At 56.7% G+C, this 19,112-nt stretch carries 12 protein-coding genes; 2 read left to right on the top strand and 10 right to left on the bottom strand.

The window, feature by feature from the left end; all coding sequences use genetic code 11:
- The first annotated feature begins 18 nt into the window (after positions 1-18).
- Positions 19-1,218 (top strand): trans-sulfuration enzyme family protein, encoded by a 1,200-nt coding sequence (locus BM235_RS07540; protein ID WP_090111236.1) that lies wholly within the window; start codon positions 19-21, stop codon positions 1,216-1,218.
- A gap of 155 nt (positions 1,219-1,373) precedes the next feature.
- Here BM235_RS07540 and BM235_RS07535 read toward each other — a convergent pair whose 3' ends face one another.
- The 4 genes from BM235_RS07535 to BM235_RS07520 form a co-directional block, all read right to left on the bottom strand.
- Positions 1,374-2,354: a glycoside hydrolase family 43 protein gene (locus tag BM235_RS07535; RefSeq protein ID WP_090111234.1), complete on the bottom strand. Its 981-nt coding sequence runs from the start codon at positions 2,352-2,354 to the stop codon at positions 1,374-1,376.
- A 26-nt stretch (positions 2,355-2,380) separates the two neighbouring features.
- Positions 2,381-3,226 (bottom strand): carbohydrate ABC transporter permease, encoded by an 846-nt coding sequence (locus tag BM235_RS07530; RefSeq protein WP_255374172.1) that lies wholly within the window; start codon positions 3,224-3,226, stop codon positions 2,381-2,383.
- Entirely contained in the window at positions 3,223-4,080 is an 858-nt protein-coding gene (locus BM235_RS07525) for a carbohydrate ABC transporter permease (RefSeq protein WP_090111229.1), read from the bottom strand. Before BM235_RS07525 ends, BM235_RS07530 begins: the two co-directional genes overlap by 4 nt.
- Positions 4,081-4,152: 72 nt before the next feature.
- Positions 4,153-5,526, bottom strand: a complete 1,374-nt coding sequence (locus BM235_RS07520) for an ABC transporter substrate-binding protein (protein WP_090111227.1) — start codon at positions 5,524-5,526, stop codon at positions 4,153-4,155.
- A 202-nt stretch (positions 5,527-5,728) separates the two neighbouring features.
- On the opposite strand from BM235_RS07520, the gene BM235_RS07515 reads away from it, so the two are divergent.
- Positions 5,729-6,820, top strand: a complete 1,092-nt coding sequence (locus tag BM235_RS07515; protein ID WP_090111225.1) for a GntR family transcriptional regulator — start codon at positions 5,729-5,731, stop codon at positions 6,818-6,820.
- Between the two features lie 109 nt (positions 6,821-6,929).
- Here BM235_RS07515 and BM235_RS07510 read toward each other — a convergent pair whose 3' ends face one another.
- From BM235_RS07510 to BM235_RS07485, 6 genes are all read right to left on the bottom strand, one after another.
- Positions 6,930-11,153: an S-layer homology domain-containing protein gene (locus BM235_RS07510; RefSeq protein ID WP_177244209.1), complete on the bottom strand. Its 4,224-nt coding sequence runs from the start codon at positions 11,151-11,153 to the stop codon at positions 6,930-6,932.
- A gap of 87 nt (positions 11,154-11,240) precedes the next feature.
- Positions 11,241-12,359: a response regulator gene (locus BM235_RS07505; RefSeq protein WP_090111221.1), complete on the bottom strand. Its 1,119-nt coding sequence runs from the start codon at positions 12,357-12,359 to the stop codon at positions 11,241-11,243.
- Complete coding sequence (locus tag BM235_RS07500; RefSeq protein WP_090111218.1) at positions 12,352-15,381, bottom strand: hybrid sensor histidine kinase/response regulator; 3,030 nt, start codon at positions 15,379-15,381, stop codon at positions 12,352-12,354. Before BM235_RS07500 ends, BM235_RS07505 begins: the two co-directional genes overlap by 8 nt.
- 145 nt (positions 15,382-15,526) lie before the next feature.
- Positions 15,527-16,285, bottom strand: coding sequence for an NADPH-dependent F420 reductase (locus BM235_RS07495; RefSeq protein WP_255374277.1), 759 nt, complete (start codon positions 16,283-16,285; stop codon positions 15,527-15,529).
- On the bottom strand, positions 16,285-17,727 hold the full coding sequence (locus BM235_RS07490) for a DHA2 family efflux MFS transporter permease subunit (RefSeq protein WP_110468834.1): 1,443 nt from the start codon (positions 17,725-17,727) through the stop codon (positions 16,285-16,287). The genes BM235_RS07495 and BM235_RS07490 overlap by 1 nt, the downstream gene beginning before the upstream one ends.
- A gap of 34 nt (positions 17,728-17,761) precedes the next feature.
- Positions 17,762-19,096: an NtaA/DmoA family FMN-dependent monooxygenase gene (locus BM235_RS07485; RefSeq protein WP_255374149.1), complete on the bottom strand. Its 1,335-nt coding sequence runs from the start codon at positions 19,094-19,096 to the stop codon at positions 17,762-17,764.
- Positions 19,097-19,112 lie beyond the last annotated feature (16 nt).

The following is a 19,112-nucleotide window of genomic DNA, read 5'->3' as shown; positions in this document are numbered from 1 at the left end:
GGATAGGAGTAGGTATATATGACAACTAGCGAGAGAGACAAAAACCATTTTTACACGCAAGTATCGCACGACTCTGTGGACAGCCGCCACCAAGGCGCCATCACGATGCCGGTCTACCAGAGCAGTCTGTTCGCGTTCGAGACGCACCAGAAGTTCGACGAGGCCATGCAGGACGTGCTGGCCGCCTCCGTCTATTCGCGGGGCAACAACCCGACGGTCATGTACCTGGAGGAAAAGATCGCGCGGCTCGAAGGCGGAGAAAGCGCGCGCTGCTTCGCCTCGGGCATGGGCGCCATCTCCGCCGTCATCTTCGCGCTGGTCGGATCGGGCGAGCATATCGTCTGCGTCGACCAAGCTTACGGACCGACCCGCGAGCTGCTCGCCGACCTGTCGGCGCGCTTCGGCGTCGAAGTCACCTTCATCGACGGCAAAGATACGGAAGGATTCGCGGCTGCGATCCGTCCGAATACCAAGCTGTTCTACCTGGAGAGCCCGACGTCGGGCCTGTTCGAAATGCAGGACCTCCCCGCGCTCGCCAGCCTGGCGAAAGCCAACGGCATTATCACGGCTATCGACAACTCTTGGGCGACGCCTTATTTCCAGAAGCCGCTCGCGATGGGCGTCGATCTGGTCATGCACTCGCTCACCAAATACTTCTCGGGCCATAGCGACAGTCTCGGGGGCGTCGTCATCGGCAGCCGCGAGCTGATCGGCCTGATCGGCCACCGCAGCTACCTGAATCTCGGCGCCGCTATGGCGCCGCAGACCGCGTCCCTGATCACGCGCGGCCTCCGTACGCTGCCCCTGCGTCTCGAGCGTCACCAGGCCAGCGCGCTCAAGATTGCCTCGCATCTGGCGTCCAAGCGCGATGTCGTCCGCGTCAACCATCCCGGACTGGCAGGCTACCCGCAGAAGGAGCTGGCCGCCCGCCAATTGAGCGGTTACGGCGGCCTATTCTCGTTCGTGACGCGCCACAGCGTGGAGACCATGAAACAGTGGGCGACCGATCTCGACTACTTCCGAATCGGCGTCAGCTGGGGCGGATACGAGAGCCTCGTCACCGTCGGCGCCGCCCCCGCCAAAGATATCGAAGACGGCAGCGCGCTGGCGAGCGTACGCTTGTATATCGGCATCGAGGATCCGGACGAACTGATCGCGGATATCGAGCGGAATTGGGCGAAGCTGTATGAGCCTTCGCTGAGAGGCCAGTCTTTGTAAAATACAACGGGATGAAATAGCCAGCCGGTAATAATAGCCGGCTGGCTATTTCTCTAGGAACAAAAGACGACCTCAGTGCCGGGAATCCGGCGCTGAGGTCGTCTTCTATCCGATCCGACATTCATTCCGCTCTCGCCCGTCGGGCGGATCGGAAGTTAAGAAATCTCCGGCAGCGGCTCGCCGAACGCCGGGCGGCCTTCGGCATCCCAGCCGAACGCCTGCGCGCGCGCGTGCCGGTTCGGATCGTACAGCGGATTGCCGACGATCTCCTTGTAGCTGCGAGCGTGATAGACGAGCACGTCCGTCTCGCCGTCCTCCGCCACCGTAAAGCAGCTGTGGCCGGGACCGTAAATGCCGTTCGCCTCGCTGGTCGTGAATACTGGCGTATCCCACTTGCGCCAAGCGGACGGATCGAGCGGGTCCGCCTCCGCGTCGGCTTCGAGCAGACCGATGCAGTAGTGGTGGTCGGTCGCGCTTGCGGAGTAGGTGATGAACAGCTTGCCGTCCCGCTCCAGCACCGCCGGCCCCTCGTTGACCAGGAAGCCGATTCGTTCCCAAGCAAGGTCCGGCTTTGTTAACAACGCCTGTTTTCCCCGCAGCGTCCACGGGTTTTCCATTTCCGAGATGTACAGATTTGAATTGCCCTCGACATCCGGTGCCTTTTGCGCCCAGACGAGATACCGTTTTCCCCGGTGCGCGAAGCTGGTGGCATCGAGCGAGAAGGTATCCCAGGCGGTGGCGATACGCCCTTTCTCGATCCAATCTCCGGCGAACGGATCGGACGATCCGTTTTCCAGCACGTACATCCGATGATTGAACAGTCCGTCCACGATCTCCTCCGACGGTGCTGCGGCGAAGTAAATATACCATTTACCGTCAATGTGATGGAGCTCGGGCGCCCAGATCAGCGCGCTGGCCGGCCCCGAGAGAGGCTTCGTCCATACGACGGTCCGTTCGCCGTCCGCAAGGCCGGCCAGCGTCCTCGAACGCCGCAGCTCGATTCGATCGTACTCGGGTACGGACGCCGTCAGATAATAGTAACCGTCAGCATGCCTGTATACCCATGGGTCCGCCCGCTGGGCGATTAAGGGGTTGGGAAAAATCGTTTTGTCTGCCTTTTGCGCGGATGGGTTCATGCATATTACCTCGTTTCATTCCATTTTTATCCTTTGACTGCACCCGCGGTAACGCCACCGATAATGTAGCGCTGAGCGAATCCATAGAACACCATGATGGGAATCATCGACAGAATGATGGCCGCGAACGCCATGTTCACCTCCGACGTATATTCGCCGAAGAACTGGAATTGGACGAGCGGGAGCGTCGATGCCGTTTTTTTCTGCACGAGCACCATCGATACGACGAAGTCGTTCCAGGCGCCGAGCGCGCTCAGGACGATGATCGTCGCGTTAATCGGCTTCAGCAGCGGGAAGATGACGGAGAAGAACGTCCTGTACTTGGATGCGCCGTCGAGCAGCGCCGACTCCTCTAGCTCTCGCGGCACGGTCTTGATGAAGCCGACGTACAGGAAGCAGAAGTAGCCGATCTGCACGCCCGTCAGCGAGATGACGAGACCATGCAGCGTGTTGAGGATGTGCAGGTCCGCCCACGTCTTGTAGAGCGGGAACATCAGCACCTGGAACGGCAGCATGATGCTCGACATGAACAAGTAATAGAAGAAAGAATAGAAGCGATTCTGATTGCGCGCGATGACGTAGGCGCCCATCGAGCAGACCAGAATCGTCAGCGCGACCGTGCCGACCGTGGCGACGACGCTGTTGCGGAGCGCCATGAAGAAATGCGATGCCGCGATGGCGTCCGCGTAGTTGCTCCAGGCGATATGCTTCGGCAGGCTAAGCGGGCTTGCGGCCGTCTCGACGGGCGTCTTGAGCGAATAGACGATGGCGATGTAAAAAGGAAACAGGAAAAGCACGGCGATCGCGTATAAGAGAGCGATCCGGAGCCGGTCCGGCCAGCTGCGGGGCTTCTTTAAGAGATGCGTGTTCAATATTCCACCTCTCTCCCACGGAAATAACGCGTCACGAGCATGGTGAGCACGAGGATGAACGCGAACAGCACGATCGCGGACATTTGGCCGTAGCCGGCTTTGAAATAAGGGAACTCATAGTTATATACGTACATGGCAAGCGTCTCCGACGAGGTGCCGGGGCCGCCCTTGGTCGCGACCATAGGATAATCGAACTGCCGAAGTCCCGTGCCGAGCCATAACGGCACGCAGTACGTGAATGCCGGCATGAGCAGCGGTACCGTGATCTTGCGGAACTGCTGGACGATCCCCGCGCCGTCGATCCGGGCGGATTCGTACATATCCTTCGGGATCGTCTGCAGGCCCGCGTAGTAGATCACCATCGCGAGTCCGACTTCCTTCCAGACGCAGATGATCGCGATGCCGAGCATGACGGTCGACGGATTGCCGAGCAGTCCGCCGTCCGTATGGAACAGCAGCGGATAGATATCGCTGTAAATATAACGCCAGATAATCGCGGCCAACACAAGGCTGATGACCATCGGCATGAAAATAAACGACTTCAGCAGGTTGACGCCCTTGAACTTCGTATTCAGCGCCGCAGCGAGCAGCAAACCGAAGACGTTCACGAAAAAAGTGGTGAACAAGGCGAAAAACAGCGTGTTGCGAAGCGGCTCGAGCGCGTCCGAATCGCCGAACAGCAGCCTCAGATTGTGAAAGCCGACGTATTCGTAGGTCGGACTGATCCCGTCCCAGTTCGTGAACGCGATATTCAAGCCCCGGAAAAAGGGAATGATGACGACCAGCGAAAAAAAGAAAAGCGCGGGTATCAAAAACGAAAAAGTAACGATCCGATCCTTGTACAAACGCTTCATGCCATCACCGCCGAATTCTTGTCGTAGGGCCGGCCTTTCGCGCCCGGGCCGGGCGCGAAGGCTAGCCGTCTCTTACTTCATCTTGTTGATCTTGACGAATCCGTCGTCAAGCTTCTTGAGCGTGTCGTCTACGCTGCGCTTGGCCGGATCCGTGACGAGGAAAAAGGTCATCGTCTTCTGCCACGTATCGTCGTACTGGCCGTACCAAAGCGGCTTGACCTGGTTGTTGACGATCTTGCCCGTCTGGAATATCGCCTGGAACTCGGCCGCGATCTGGTCCTGCTGCGCCGGCTTGATATCCTTGGAGATCGTGCTGATCGTCTGCACGCCGTCCGCCCAGATCTGCGCGCCTTCGTCCGATGCCATGAAGTCGAAGAACTTTTTGGCCATGTCGAGATGCTTGGACTTGGCGCCGATCATCCACGTGTCGTCCGTAGAGTAGGTCATATAGTTGTCGTTCGGATCGTCGGTCGCCGGATACATGAACACGCCGAAGTTGCCGGTCGGATTGTAGCCACGGATCGAGCCGATCGCGAAGCTGCCCATAATGTCCATCGCCGCTTTGCCTTGGGCGAAGTACTGAAGCGAGCGATCGTAGTCGATATCCTTCGCGTCGCCGTTCGCGTAGGCGCTCAGTTGATTGATGCGCTGCAGGAAATCCTTGTAGCCCGGAATGTCCGAGAACTTCTTGTCTCCGGCCATGACCGCTCCCGCGTAATCCGGATTATGCACGAGGAGCGTCCCCCACATGTCCGGCCACATGAAGCTCATATACGAGGCGCCGTCCTTCCAGGAAGCCGCAAAAGGCGTGATGCCCTTCGAATTCAGCGTCTCCGCAACCTTGAGCAGCTCCGAGTACGTCTTCGGCACCTCGACGCCCGCCTGCTTGAACAGATCCTTGTTATAAATGACGGCGTTGGTCATGAGGTCTACGGGAAGGCCGTATATTTTCCCGTCGTACGAGACGTTCGGGATATAAGCGGGATCGAAGCGCTTGACGAACGCTTCGTTCGTCACGTCAAGGAAGGCGCCGGCTTTGGTCATGTCCACCATGCCGGCCGGCCGGCCGAAGATGATGTCGGGCGAATCGCCGGCATTGATCTTGAGCTTGATGTTGTCGTTATACTTGTCGACCGGCATGACTTGAATGTCGAAGCTTACGCCGGGATTCAGCTCGGAAAAGCGGTCCGTGAGCTTCTTAAAGGTATCCACTTTCGGCTTTTCGACCATATAATGCGTAACCGTCAGCTTGACCTTGTCTCCGGCGCTCGCGCTTGCGCTGGACGAAGCGGATGCGGACGAACCCTGGGAAGCGCTTGCATCCGAGGTTGCAGAAGAAGCTGGGGAGGAAGGCGAAGCGCCTTCTTCTTTGTTGTTACCGCCGCACCCTGACAGCAGGGCGACCGTCAGCATGGAGACGGAAGCCATCGTGACCGCTTTTTTCATTTTGTAGACCTCCACGGATTATTTTCTTTCTTTTTCGGAATGTAACCGCTTTACAAATTGAATTATAGGAGGGTTTTATAACTTTTTATATAACCAATTGATCATAAAATTTATAAAATATATTTATTTATATTTTGTTGGATTTTGATGGTATAGTAATACTATGGAATGCCCTAAATGAGACGGCCGGAGGTTTGGATATATGGCCAAGCTGCCTTTGTACAAACAAATTCAGGATCATTATCGCGAGCAAATTCTCGCCGGAGCGCTTCGGCATAGAGACCGGGTGCCGTCCGAACAGGAGATTATGGACGAATTCCACGTCAGCAAGATTACCGTTAAAAACGCGTTGACGGCACTCGCCGACGAGGGTTTGATCACGCGCGTCCAAGGCAAAGGAACCTTTGTCTCCCGGCCTTCGGCGGATGCTCCTGCGGGATCCTTGTCACGGGAATCGGATGTGGCCAGCCGAGCGGCGGAAGGCGCGATCGGCCTGATCGTCCCGACGTTGAAGACGAAGGTCATCCGCAAGCTGATCGACGGCGTCGAATACTACGCCAAGAACGCCGGATACCAGATGATCCTTCACATTACCCGCGAATCTTCGGCCGAGGAGACCAAAGCGATCCAGCAGTTGACGGAGAGCGGCGCCCTGGGGATGATCGTCTTTCCGACGGAGGACGAGAAGTACAACGAGTCGCTGCTTCGTTTATCGCTGGACAAATTCCCATTCGTATTCATCGACCGTTATCTTCGCAACATCGACACGTACCAGATCGTCTCCGACAACGCGGCGGGCGCCTGCGACGCCGTGAACATGCTGCTCGACAAAGGGCACAGCCAGATCGCGCTCGTCTCGCCGGACAATACGAATTCGACCATCGAAGACCGCACGCTAGGATTCGAGAAGGCTTATATCGACCGCCGGTCCTCGATCGACAAAACGCTCTGGTGCCATGTGCCGCTCGATATCCTGCGAACCGACGACGGCGAGCCCTATGTCCTCGCGTTCCTGCGCGCCCATCCCGAAGTGACCGCCGTCCTGGCCCTGTCCGCGGAGACGGCTCAATTCACCGCCCGGTCGCTTCAAAAGCTTGGGCGAGAAAACACGGAATTAATCTCGTTCGACGATCCCGACCTGCCCGGCGTTTCCTACATCAGCCAGAACGAAGAGGCCCTGGCCCAAGCAGCCGTCGAACAGCTGCGGGAGCAGATCGACGGCGTTTATACGCCGCGACGGACGGTCTTGCCGGTTGAACTGATGCTGTACGGGAGAGAAGAAGCAAAAAGATGAAGTGCAGATCGGCATCATAGGATTCAAGACCATTTAAGCCGCATGAAAACGCGAAAAAGAGACCTGTTCCTGCCGGAATAGGTCTCTTTGTTTTACGATAAGCAGTTGCTTAGATCAATCCTGAAGATTGAAGCAATTTCCGAATCATAACCGCGACTTCCGCTCTTGTAATATTCGCTTTCGGAGCAAGGGTCGAGCCGCTTCTGCCCTTAATGATCCCCGCCTGAATCACGTCGGCCACGCCAGCTTTAGCCCACTCCGCGGTTGTGTTTCCATCTGCGAACGGTTTTAGCGGTTCAGCCGATCCTTCTAACGAAAGCTTGGATTCGAGATCGGTCAGCACCATCGCTTGGGCCATGATCTTCATGGCCTGTTCGCGAGTAATGGTATCCGCCGGCCTGAAGGTTCCGTCTTCGAACCCGTCGATCAGCTTGTATTGATACAAGGTTTGAATCGCCCCGCCGAACCAATCCGTCGGTTTCACATCGCTGAACGCAGTCGCGCCTTCAGCTAATTTCAAGCCCAATCCACGAACCATAATGGCGGCAAACTCGGCCCGCGTAATCGCTTGATCGGGATTAAATAAACCGTTGCCGGTGCCATTAACGACCATTCTTGAGCCCATGTCGTTTACTTCCGTCTTCGCCCAGTGCCGATCTACATCATCGAACGCTACCGGGTTGTAGACGAGGGAATAGGTGCTGTTCGTTAAGCTGTTTATCTTTGCAAAATACTGGGTCCCGATCATAACGATTTGGGTAGGCACATGGCGAACCGTTCCATCCGGTTCTACGACGATACCCGTCGTTATTTTACTCGGATCCACGCCGTCCGGGATCGCGATCGTTCTTTCTACATAAGCTTCAAAACGGGTAAGCTCGATCGTTTGATCTCCGGAGACGGCTCTGATCGTGAATTCAACGGGTGGAACGATAATTGAAAAATCGCCATTTTTAGCCGAGCTCTCCACTCGTTTCACGGTATCTTCATTTGGAGCTGCCACTTCGATTTGAATGGTAATATCCTGCAGTCCGATTGTCTTTCCGAGTTGTTCGGAGATCGCGCTAATATTGATTTGCCGCGTCGGAATCGTGTAGGTTGCATGATCCGTCTTGATTTCAATAATGGCTTGCTTCTGCTCCATGCCCTGGATCATTCTACCGCTAAGTTCTCCGACTACGACATCGGACTTCTTGTTAACCGGGATCGTTAAAACGGCCTTTTGGCCTTCTGCTGCAAGTTTTTGTTCCAGCATACGCTCGTCCACGATGACGGTCGTTACGGTCTGGTTGCTTCTCGTCGACGTTGTGGCGGCGCCTATATTTTCCGCCTTACCGTTGACGAGTACATCCACTCCCTGACTCTTCGGCGCCGATGGCGTGGATGTCGGCGGTACGTACGTTGATGGCGTCGTAAAGCTCAGCGTGGCTGCCGCTCCAGCCGGCGTTCCCGTTGCCGGATCCGCCGCGACTCTGACTTTGACCGTATGCGTGCCGGTGAGATCGGGCGCATTCGTTCCGTTGTATTTCACGTAAGTTCCGTCATCGACCTGGAACTCCATCGCCGTCGTGAGACCTGCGATCGTGTTCACCGCATCGTCGGCGCTTACGATTGGCGCTTCAGGGGCAGGTGGGTTCGTCGTAAAGCTCAGCGTGGCTGCCGCTCCAGCCGGCGTTCCCGTTGCCGGATCGGCCGCGACTCTGACTTTGACCATGCGCGTGCCCGAGAGATCGGGTGCATTCGTTCCGTCGTATTTCACGTAAGCTCCGCCATCGACTTGGAACTCCATCGCCGTCGTGAGGCCAATGATCGTGTTTGCCGCGTCATCGGCACTTACGATTGGCGCTTCAGGGGCAGGCGGGTTCGTCGTAAAGCTCAGCGTGGCTGCCGCTCCAGCCGGCGTTCCCGTTGCCAGATCAGCCGCGACTCTGACTTTGACCGTATGCGTGCCCGAGAGTACGGGCGCATTCGTTCCGTCGTATTTCACATAAGCTCCGCCGTCGATTTGGAACTCCATCGCCGTCGTAAGGCCTGCGATCGCGTTTGCCGCATCATCGGCGGTAACGCTTGGCGCTGCAGGGGCAGGCGGGTTCGTCGTAAAGCTCAGCGTGGCTGCCGCCCCAGCCGGCGTTCCCGTTGCCGGATCGGCCGCGACTCTGACTTTGACCGTATGCGTGCCGGTGAGATCGGGCGCATTCGTTCCGTTGTATTTCACGTAAGTTCCGTCATCGACCTGGAACTCCATCGCCGTCGTGAGACCTGCGATCGTGTTCACCGCATCGTCGGCGCTTACGCTTGGCGCTGCAGGGGCAGGCGGGTTCGTCGTAAAGCTCAGCGTGGCTGCCGCCCCAGCCGGCGTTCCCGTTGCCGGATCGGCCGCGACTCTGACTTTGACCGTATGCGTGCCGCTGAGATCGGGCGCATTCGTTCCGACGTATCTTACGTAAGCTCCGTCGTCGACCTGGAACTCCATCGCCGTCGTGAGACCTGCGATCGTGTTTGCCGCATCGTCGGCCGTAACACTTGGCGCCTCAGGAGGTGCTTTTGCTACGATTGGGTCGGCGTCCGACCAATAGGCTACTTTCCTGACGCCAACCGCAGCGCTGTCCTCTTCGTCTTTCTCTTCGTACTCCGCCATGACATATACGTGCTGTCCCGCAGGGACCGTCAGCTCGTCGCCGGCGTGAAGCTCCGTGTCGTAGCCGAGATCGGCCGGATCTTCGCCGACATAAGGATGTCTGACGCTGCCCGCGGCGCCGATCCGATATTTCAGCGTCAGCTCGCCGTAGTTCTCGTCGTTCAGACTTTCGTCCGCGATGATCGCCTTCGTCGTGCCGATCTCGCTGCCGGCCGACCAGGACAACCCTTTTACGGACGGCGCCGGCGTGACCGTCTCCCCATGCTGATTGTTCCCCCATCCGACCAAGGTGCCGTCCGACTTCAGGGCGACGATATGCGATCTACCTGCCGCGACGGCTACGACACCGCTAAGTCCGGCCGGCGGCTGCAATCGTTCTCCGTCACCCCATACGACGACAGCCCCGTCGCGTGTAACCACCACGGAGTAGTTATCGTTCGCACCGATCGCCACTGCTTTAGGCAAGTCTGCCGGTGGGCGTTCTAAGCTCCAGTAACCCCATAGTCTGACACTGCCGTCCTTCAACAGCCCCAGCGTATGATTGATTCCCGAAGCGATGGCTGCAGTTTCCGGCAGGTCTTCGGGCACTGACGTCGCCCCCATCGAAGCAGAGCCCCAACTGACAACATCGCCATCCCACGTCAGTGCGGCCGCATGGTTATAGCCTCCCGTGACGGACTTGAACGGTCCGTAAATGGTTTCCCATTCCTCCGGCATCTTGTACTGTCCCGATCCCCAATTGATAATCGTCCCGTCATTCTTCAAGACGGCAGGGGCGCTCCCATCCAGGACGAGCCCGACCACATTGCTGTTCGGAACCTCGGCGGGAACCGTGCAGCCGTCGCCCAAGGCCGCAACGGAACCGTCCGTCTTGATGGCATAGCCGCAGGCATTGGACGCGTACACCGACTGCACGCCGGTCAGGTTGTCGGGCACTTCGATCTTGCTGCCGTTAATCCAACCGTAGGCTTTGACCGTTCCGTCATCCTGAAGCGACAGCGTAAATCCGTCCCCAGCCGCAATTCGCGCATGCGGGGCCGGCAGTTGAACGGGAGATGTCGTATAGGAGATATCCAGCTGTGGGCTATTCGTACCGGACGATGTAAATTGGAAAATCCGCTGTCCCCCAGCATCCCACCTCATGTTCGCCAGCACGAGAACAAGTTCGGTTTGTCCTTTATTGATACTGTCGCGCACCAGCGACGCAATATTGAATGTCATCCATGCGCCGTCTTTTTCCGTTACGGCAACCGCTCTCGCATGCAATCCACTGCCGTAGGAAGGCCAAGCCGCCTCTAAGGTCGTCGGCTCCGTCCAGTTCCCGTCATGCTGGTAGATCGTCAGCTCGGGACTGGCTTCTTCATCGGCATTATTAGCGGTTACATACAATTTTAGATCGGCCTCAAGTACCGTTCCGTCGAAACCGCTCAAATCGAACTTGAGTACGCCCGCAAACGCGTTTAACTCATTTGCGCCGATGGATATCGCGTCCGGACAAGAAGCGGTTACGTCTCCATTCTCTATGTCGCTTTTGTATTCGCAGCTGGCTAATAACGTGCCGGAGAACGTACCCGACGAATCCGGCTCCGCGCTCGCGGTGCCGGCCATCGCGATGGGCGGAATCGCCAGCGCAACGGCCAGCAGCAGTTGAAGCTTTATTCTAGACAACAAACGGAACATCGATCGTGCTTTCAATGTACCTCTCCCTCTCTGCAATTCAATCGTGGGTTGCATGGGAGAAGCGTAACAGCCGAACGCTAAACATTTTCCAAACATAATCGATTATTCGCGGTTCATGTCGGCAACATTCAGTCCCAGGTCGGCCCGAAACGTCGTTTCTTTAAGAAGATTCACCTGATCCGCGGCAGCAGCATCCCCCAGGAACGTCAAATGCAGCGCCAGCCGGTCGTAATATTTCTCTTCGTACGGATTCAGTTCGATCAGCTTGCGGAGCATGCGTTCCTTCAGCGAACCGTCGGCCGCATGCTCCGCGCATAGCTCCAGATGCCGCATGACGGCCCCGCGCAGCTCGTATCTTCTGCTGTTCGCCCAACCGTAATTTTCCGTCTCGCAATAGTCGCCGCGATAGAGCGACAGCAGTTCCTCCGCATCGCTCGCCCGTCTCCCCGCCCCGATCAACGCTTCCAGCCGCGTCACGTCGCAGGCGACTTCGTCGGTTCGCATCCAATAACGCTCGTCCCCGGAACCGATCATCTCCGGATAGCCCGCGGACTTCAGCGTATTCCGCACGTAGTACATCGTCGTATGAAAAAGCGCTTGCGCGCGTTCGGCATCCAGTTCCGGCCACAAATGCTCGAGAATGTGATATCGATACACGGGGGTTCCCCCATGGTGCCACAAATAAACGAACATCTCTTTTGTCTTCTTCGTCCGCCAGGTGATCAACCGGCCATCGGCATCGTAAAGCTCGACGCTTTCGAGCAGTTTCAGAGACAGCGGTCGTCTGAAAGGCTCGGGGGATTGTGCGCCGTCCCGGTCGCTCGTCAAGATTCCAGCCTTGGCCCGTCGCGCCGTTTTCTCGCGAAGCTCCGCGTGCCGCTCCAAGGCAGCGACGAGCCGGGGCTTGGCGACTGGCTTCAGCAAGTACCCGATCGCCTTCGTATCGAAAGCGTCCACCGCATACTGACTGTGAGCGGTCACGTACACGATATCCGCGTCGGGAAACCGCTCGAGCAGCTTGGCCGCAGCCGCAAGTCCGCTCGTCTCGGGCATCTCGATATCGAGGAAGATCAGGTCCGGCAGCAGCTCATCCGCCTGCGCGATCGCATCGGACACGAGACTGAATTTGCCGAGCACCGTAACCCCGCCGACCTCTTGGAGCAAGATTTCCATCACGTCGAGCGCGATTTCCTCGTCGTCGATCAATATCGCCCTAACCATGGCTTGATTTCGCCTCCGGTATTTGCAGTTTGATCAGCGTCCCTGTTCCGTCGCCGCTTCGAATGTCCAATCCGCCGCCGCATACCAGCTGGAGGCGCCGGTTGACGTTGCCGACGCCGACCCCTGCGGCTCGCCCTTCCTTCAGCACGCGCAACAATTCCTCGCCGATGCCGACGCCATCGTCTTCCACGGTTATTTCCGCACCGCCGTCGCGCCTGCATGCCGCAATTCGGAGCGTTCCTCCGGACGCTTTCGGTCCGATGCCGTGCCGCACCGCGTTCTCTACGATGGGCTGCAGCGTTAGCGGCGGCAGCATGCATCGGAAACCCGCCTCGATCTCGATCTCGACAGCCAGCCTGCTGCCGAATCGCAGCTGTTCGATCGCCAAGTACGCCTCGACCAATTCCATCTCGCGTTCGAACGGAACGAGCTCCTCCGAGAAGACGAAAGTAAATTTGGCCCGCAAGTACGTCGTCAGGTGGTGAATCGTCTCCCTGAGCTTGTCTACGTTCTTATAACTGAGCCCGACGAGGGCATTCATGCTGTTGTACAGGAAGTGCGGCGTAATTTGGGCTTGCAGGAGATCCATCTCCCGCCGCACCGCGCGTTCCGAGGAGCTCTTCATCGCCAGCAGCGATTGTACCCTCGCCCGCAATTCGGCCAGCTCGAACGGCTTCTGCACGATATCGTTCGCGCCGGCGGCGAACGAGGCCACGATATCGCCCGTCTGTCCGGAGGCGGTCATCATCAGAATCGGGAGCTCGGCAAGTCCTTGCAGCCGTCGGATCTCCCTGCATACGTCGAGGCCCGAGATGCCCGGCATCATGAGATCGAGCAGCAGCAAGTCCGGCTTCATCTTGTGGCGCCGCAACGCTTCGAGCGCCTCTTCTCCGCTTCCCACCGCCGTATAACCATATCCCATGGAAGAGACTTCATCGATTAGCACCTTCAGGTTGGACGGTTCGTCGTCTACGATCAGAAGGTGAAATTCGGCCGTCTGATTGTCCCGCATCGGCACGACTACCGGCGAAGGCAGCTCCGCTTCCGCGGCCGCCGTAGCGGCCTCCTCCGATGCCAGATCGATCGGCAGCGTGAACGTGAACCGCGAGCCGACGCCCACCGTGGATTCCGCCTCTAACCGGCCGCCTTGCAGCTCCGTCAGCTGCTTCGCGATGCTCAGCCCCAAACCTAGCCCTTCGCCGGCATGCCCCAACGCCTCCGACTGGACAAACGGTTGGAACAGGCCGGCGATTTCATGCGCGGGAATCCCGCTCCCCGTATCCGTCACCGAGATGGCCAACTCGTCCCCCCTCCGCTCCGCGGAGAGGGTCACCGTCCCTTGCTTCGTGAATTTCAGCCCGTTCTCCAGCAAGTTGTACAAAATTTGCTTCACCCGGTTTTCGTCCGCAAGGAGAAGCGGCAGCTTGGCCGGCAGCGCATTCATGAGCCTCACCTCTTTGTTGACCGGCGAGATGGACAACGTCTCCATGACGAATCGAACCGACTGACCCAAGTTGACCGATGTCGTGCGAATCAGAAGTTGTCCGTGGCGAATCCGGTTCAGATCGAGGATATCGTGCACGAGTCCCGCCAGTCGTCGGCCCAGCAAATGCAGCATATGTATATTGTCCCGATGTTCCGCCTGAAGCGGGGTCGTCCGATTGTCCAACAGCGCCTGAGACAGATTCACGATGCCGTGCAGCGGCGTTCGCAGCTCGTGCGAAGTTTTCACCAGAAACTCGTCCTTCTGGCGATCGTAACGCAGCAATCGCTGGGATAACCGCTCGCTTCTTCGATAGCTCAGCTGAAGCTCGTCGGACATGAGCAGCGCCTGAGACAAGACGAGCAGCGCCGGCGTCACCACCATATAATAGGGATTGTCCAGCGCGAGCTGGTAACGCAGATGCGCATAGAGCCAACTGACAAACAGAAAGAAGATGCCAAGCATGATGTAGTGGCTGCTATGGTTACCGCGGCTGCGGCCGCGGAAGACGGCATAGAGCATCACCCCGAAGGCGGCCGCCCCGATCGCGATCCCGACGTCCAGGAAGCTGACCAAGTAACGATTGGGAAGCAGCAGAATGGTCGCAAGATAAACGTACGTCGCTCTGCGAAGCCAAGTAAATACAACGTTATCCCTTTCCTTCAGGTACCGGTACACATAATGCGTGAAGAAATAAAAGGAGAAGAGCGGCAATAGGAAAAGCATCTTCTGAAGCCATGGGAATGTCAATCCGGGCAAGAAGTCAAGCGCCAGTATTTCGTTGTCGATGCTGAAGAACAGTCCGAGCGCCAGACAAAACAGGCAAAAATGCATCAGGTGCGGTTCCCGGCGCCACTGTCTGAACATGCCCGCATAATACAATCCGAACGCAAGCAAGATCGTCGTCTGAATCATATCGGCGAGCTTGGAATCGTCGCGCCGCTTCATCGCGTCGTCCGCCAGTCCGAATTCCGGCGGCTGCACCAATCCGCCTTCCAGATAGTTAAAGCTGGCGACCTGAATGATAATCTCGACGGTTCCCGAATCGGCTTGGACGGTGCCGAAGAACGGCGCATTGCTTGCCTCGAAGCCGTCCGCCGATAAGGAAGGACTGCCGTTGCCGCCCAAATCGACGCCGTTCATGAAGATGCGGCTGGACATGCGGATTTTTTTGGCCCGGATGCTGTACAATGCGGCTTCGCTCGTGCGGACGAGCAACCGGTACGTACCGGCGCCATAACCGTTCTTGTCTGCCGAAGCCAGCTTATTCTTCCAGCCTCCGGGAACTTGAACGAAACGGCCTTCGATCGGGCCGGCTCGAAAGTCTTCAGGCCCTAGCAACTTCCCTTCGTAGAACGCCCACTCCCCGCGCAGCGAGAGGACGCCCTGCTTCGCAAAGTCCCACTGCGTCGCATCCAACGATCCGCCGCTCGCCCTCACGGCCTGCGTAGCGGGACTAAGCCATTGAAATACATTCACGATCGTAACGAGAACGAACAAACCGATCATTCCGAGCAACAGGGCATTTTTCCTAATCATGATTTCACCGTCTTTTCAAGCGATGCTAACAATATCGGTTGTTAACGACCGTCATTGAATGAACGGCTGCGGCGAAAATCGGATTTTACGGAAACGCCTCAAGTTCAGAATACGTCGGGACGATACGGTTCTACCTGTGCCCAGTTCATGAATTGTATATTTCCCTATTCATATGAACGACATCTTTAATTGAAAAAGCGGATGTAGGCGCTGAAAGCTTCTCAATCGCTCGATCCCGCAAAAGCGGCGCTTTATCTTTGTCGGCTTTCTTTAAGGCCTCGGCAAGCTCCTCTTTGGTCAGCTCCGTGCAGTAGGCCGGCGTTCCCGGTTGCTGTCTCCACGAGTCCTCCAAAGAACCGCTGTCTACGGTGTCGAATCCCATTTCATTGACGATCTCCATAACGATTTGCTTTTTCGATAAGTCATCGCCGGCAATCGCCATCGCGATGCGTCCGCGAGTCCCTTCCGGCGTTCCTTCATTCTGCAAGGTTGATGCCAATAAATTGTTGAAAGCCTTTATTACAGGTCTGCCTAGTTGCTTGGAAACCCATACGCTTTCTACCGTCCCCTTTTCGATTTCTTCGATTTTATTGTCTCTTTGCGGATAATAATTCGAGGTGTCTACAACGACGACTTCCTCGCCAACGGATGCTAGAACATGTCGAATGCTTGGCAGAGCGTGCAGCGGGATCGATACGATCAGCACGTCGATCGCTATACCTGCCTCTTCAACCGTCACCTTTTTTCCTGGAAGTTCTTTTCCTTCTAAACGCTTGATTCCGCGAGCATCCGCGATTTTAACTTCATGCCCGTTAGCAACCAGCTTTTCTGCAATGATGGACCCGATGTTTCCTGCTCCTATGATTCCGAATTTCATTTTGTACGCCTCCTCGTTAAATGCTATCAGTGAATCGCATGCGCGACTTCGCGTTTGACGATGACGCGGCGGATGAAGAAGCCCACGACCAAGCCGATCAACGCGATGGTCATCGTGAACAAGAACACGTGTTGCGAGCCGGCTGTCATGGCCAGTGCGACTTCTCTTGGTTTTGTCGGAGCAGCGGAGCCGTGCAGATAATTCTCCGTACCGCTCGTGAGAATACTGATGGCGACTGCAGTTCCAATCGCACCAATAACCTGCTGAAAGGTGTTCATAACCGCCGTGCCATGCGGATACAATTCCGGCGGCAGTTGATTGAGCCCGTTCGTCTGGGCAGGCATCCAGATCAAGGCGATGCCGACCATGAGCCCGATATGCAGAGCCACGATAAAGGCGACCGAAGAGTCGGGAGATATTGTACTAAATAGCCACAGCATCGTGGCAACGACCGCGAGGCCCGGAATAACGATCCATTTCGGTCCGTGTCTATCGAACAATCGCCCAACGCGCGGCGAAAGAATACCGTTCAGCGCGCTGCCCGGCAAAAGCATAAGTCCGGCAGTAAACACGGAGAGCCCTGTCCCCTTCTGCAAAAACATCGGCAGGATAATCATGCTCGACATAATGATCGACATACAGGACAGCACAAGCAGCAGCCCTACGACGTACATCGGATATTTGAAGACGCTCAGGTTCAGCATCGGATCGTGCATCAAGTTCTGCCGAAGGATAAATAACGCCAGCGCGACAACTCCCACGACGATGGATGCGATCACGACCGTACTTCCCCAGCCCTCAGCGCCTTCGCCTGCCTTGCTAAAGCCGAACACGATGCCGCCGAAGCCGATCGTCGACAATACGACGGACAGCAGATCGATTCGAGGCTTCTTGACCTCGGTGACATTATCTAAATACTTCAGCCCCACCAACAGCCCGATGATGAGAAAGAGAAGCGAAAACCAGAAGATATAATGCCAGGATAAGTATTCGATTAATAAACCGCCTACGGTGGGGCCTGTAGCCGGCGCGAACATGATCACCAATCCGACGAACCCCATCGCCGCACCGCGCTTCTCTGGCGGGAAAATGACAAGTATCGTATTGAACATAAGGGGGAGAAGTAAGCCCATGCCTATCGCCTGTAACACGCGAGCGAACATCAACATTTCAAAATTGAACGCGAGCGCGGCAATCAATGTCCCTACCGTGAGGAAGATAAGCGAACCCGCGAACATCTGCCTTGTCGTAAACATCTGAAGCAGCAATCCGCTCATGGGCATTAATATCCCAAGCGTAAGCAGGAACCCTGTCGTTAACCACTGTGCGGTTGCGGCCGTAATTTCGAATACGTCCATTAAATTCGTCATGGCTATGTTTAACGCGGTCTCGCTGAACATGCCGACAAAACCGCAGATGAGCAGCGATGCCAAGATGGCACGCGTATTATATGTTTTGTTCATCCTCATTCTCCTTATTCATCAATTAAAACGTTCTTGGGTTTCAATAGGCCAGTCTTCCGTATTGATAAGGAACCCCCAAATGCTCGCGCAGCGTCTTGCCTTCGTACTCCCTGTGGTACAAACCGCGGCCCTGCAAAATGGGGACGACCAGATCGACAAAAGCGGCGACGCCATCGTCGGATATATCCGGCACGACCGAGAAGCCATCGCAGGCGCCCGCCACAAACCACTCTTCCAAAAAGTCGGCGACTTGTACCGGCGTCCCCGCGACTACAGGGTGATAGTTAATGACGCCATGGGCAAGTACATCGCGAATGGACAGTCCTTTTGTTAGCAGCTCTAAGGCTCTTGGCGAGCGCGGATCCCGCGGGTTTGCATAAGCATTTTTCAGCCAATCGGCCGGCAAAGGTTGATCGATATCTACCGCGTTCACCGAGAGGGGCAACCCGACCATAGAACCCAGGTAACGGACCCGACTGGGGATCTCCTCCGGGTTAAATCGCATGAGCTGTCTTCGCCGCTCCAAAGCTTCTTCTTCGGTCGAGCCCAGCGAAAACATAAATCCGGCAAACATCTTGATATCGTCGGGACTTCTGCCAAAACGGGCAGCGCTATGCCGGAGCGCCTGTCTGTGTTCGCGAGCAGCCGCTATATCGTAAGGGTTCGCGTAAACGCCGGAGGCGTATCTCCCCGCCAACTCCAACCCCTGCTCCCCTCCGCCGGCCTGGAAAACAACAGGCTGCCCTTGCTCCGAAGGAGGAATCGGCAGAGGACCTCGGGAGGCATAATATTGCCCTTCCAGGTTGATCGGTTGAATTTTGTCCATGTCGGCAAACTGCCCGCCTTCTACATCAAGCGTCCAGGCATCCACTCCCCAACTCCCCCACAAAGCTTGAACGATCTGTATCGACTCATGCGCCATGTCGTATCGTTCTTTGCGGTTCGCCAGCTGTTGGCCGAAATTCGCCGCCGCTAACGGATCGGACGTGGTGACCGCATTCCATCCTGCACGTCCATGACTGATCACGTCCAGCGCTTTGAATTGACGCGCGATGTTATAGGGGTAGTTAAAGGTCGTAGAGAGGGTAGCGACAAGCCCGATATGCTTCGTTTCTCTGGCTACGGCCATTAATGCCAGCATCGGATCCATAGGGGCCATCGGCGTCTGCGGACCCAAGTCATTGGTTAATGCCGGCGTATCGGCGATGAAGATCATTTGAAATTTTCCCTTTTCGGCCAACTTGGCCCGCTCTACGTAACTGTCCATGTTGGTGTAAGCTGCCGGGTCGGTGCCCGGCATTCTCCAAGCGCTGAATTCCGCTCCGTATCCCGAGACCATTTGCAGAGCCAGCTGCATCTGTTTTTCGTTTGCCACCGTTCTCTTCTCCTTC

The organism is Cohnella sp. OV330, from assembly GCF_900112065.1.
Lineage (GTDB): Bacteria > Bacillota > Bacilli > Paenibacillales > Paenibacillaceae > Cohnella.
This window is presented reverse-complemented; position numbering and strand designations above follow the sequence as displayed.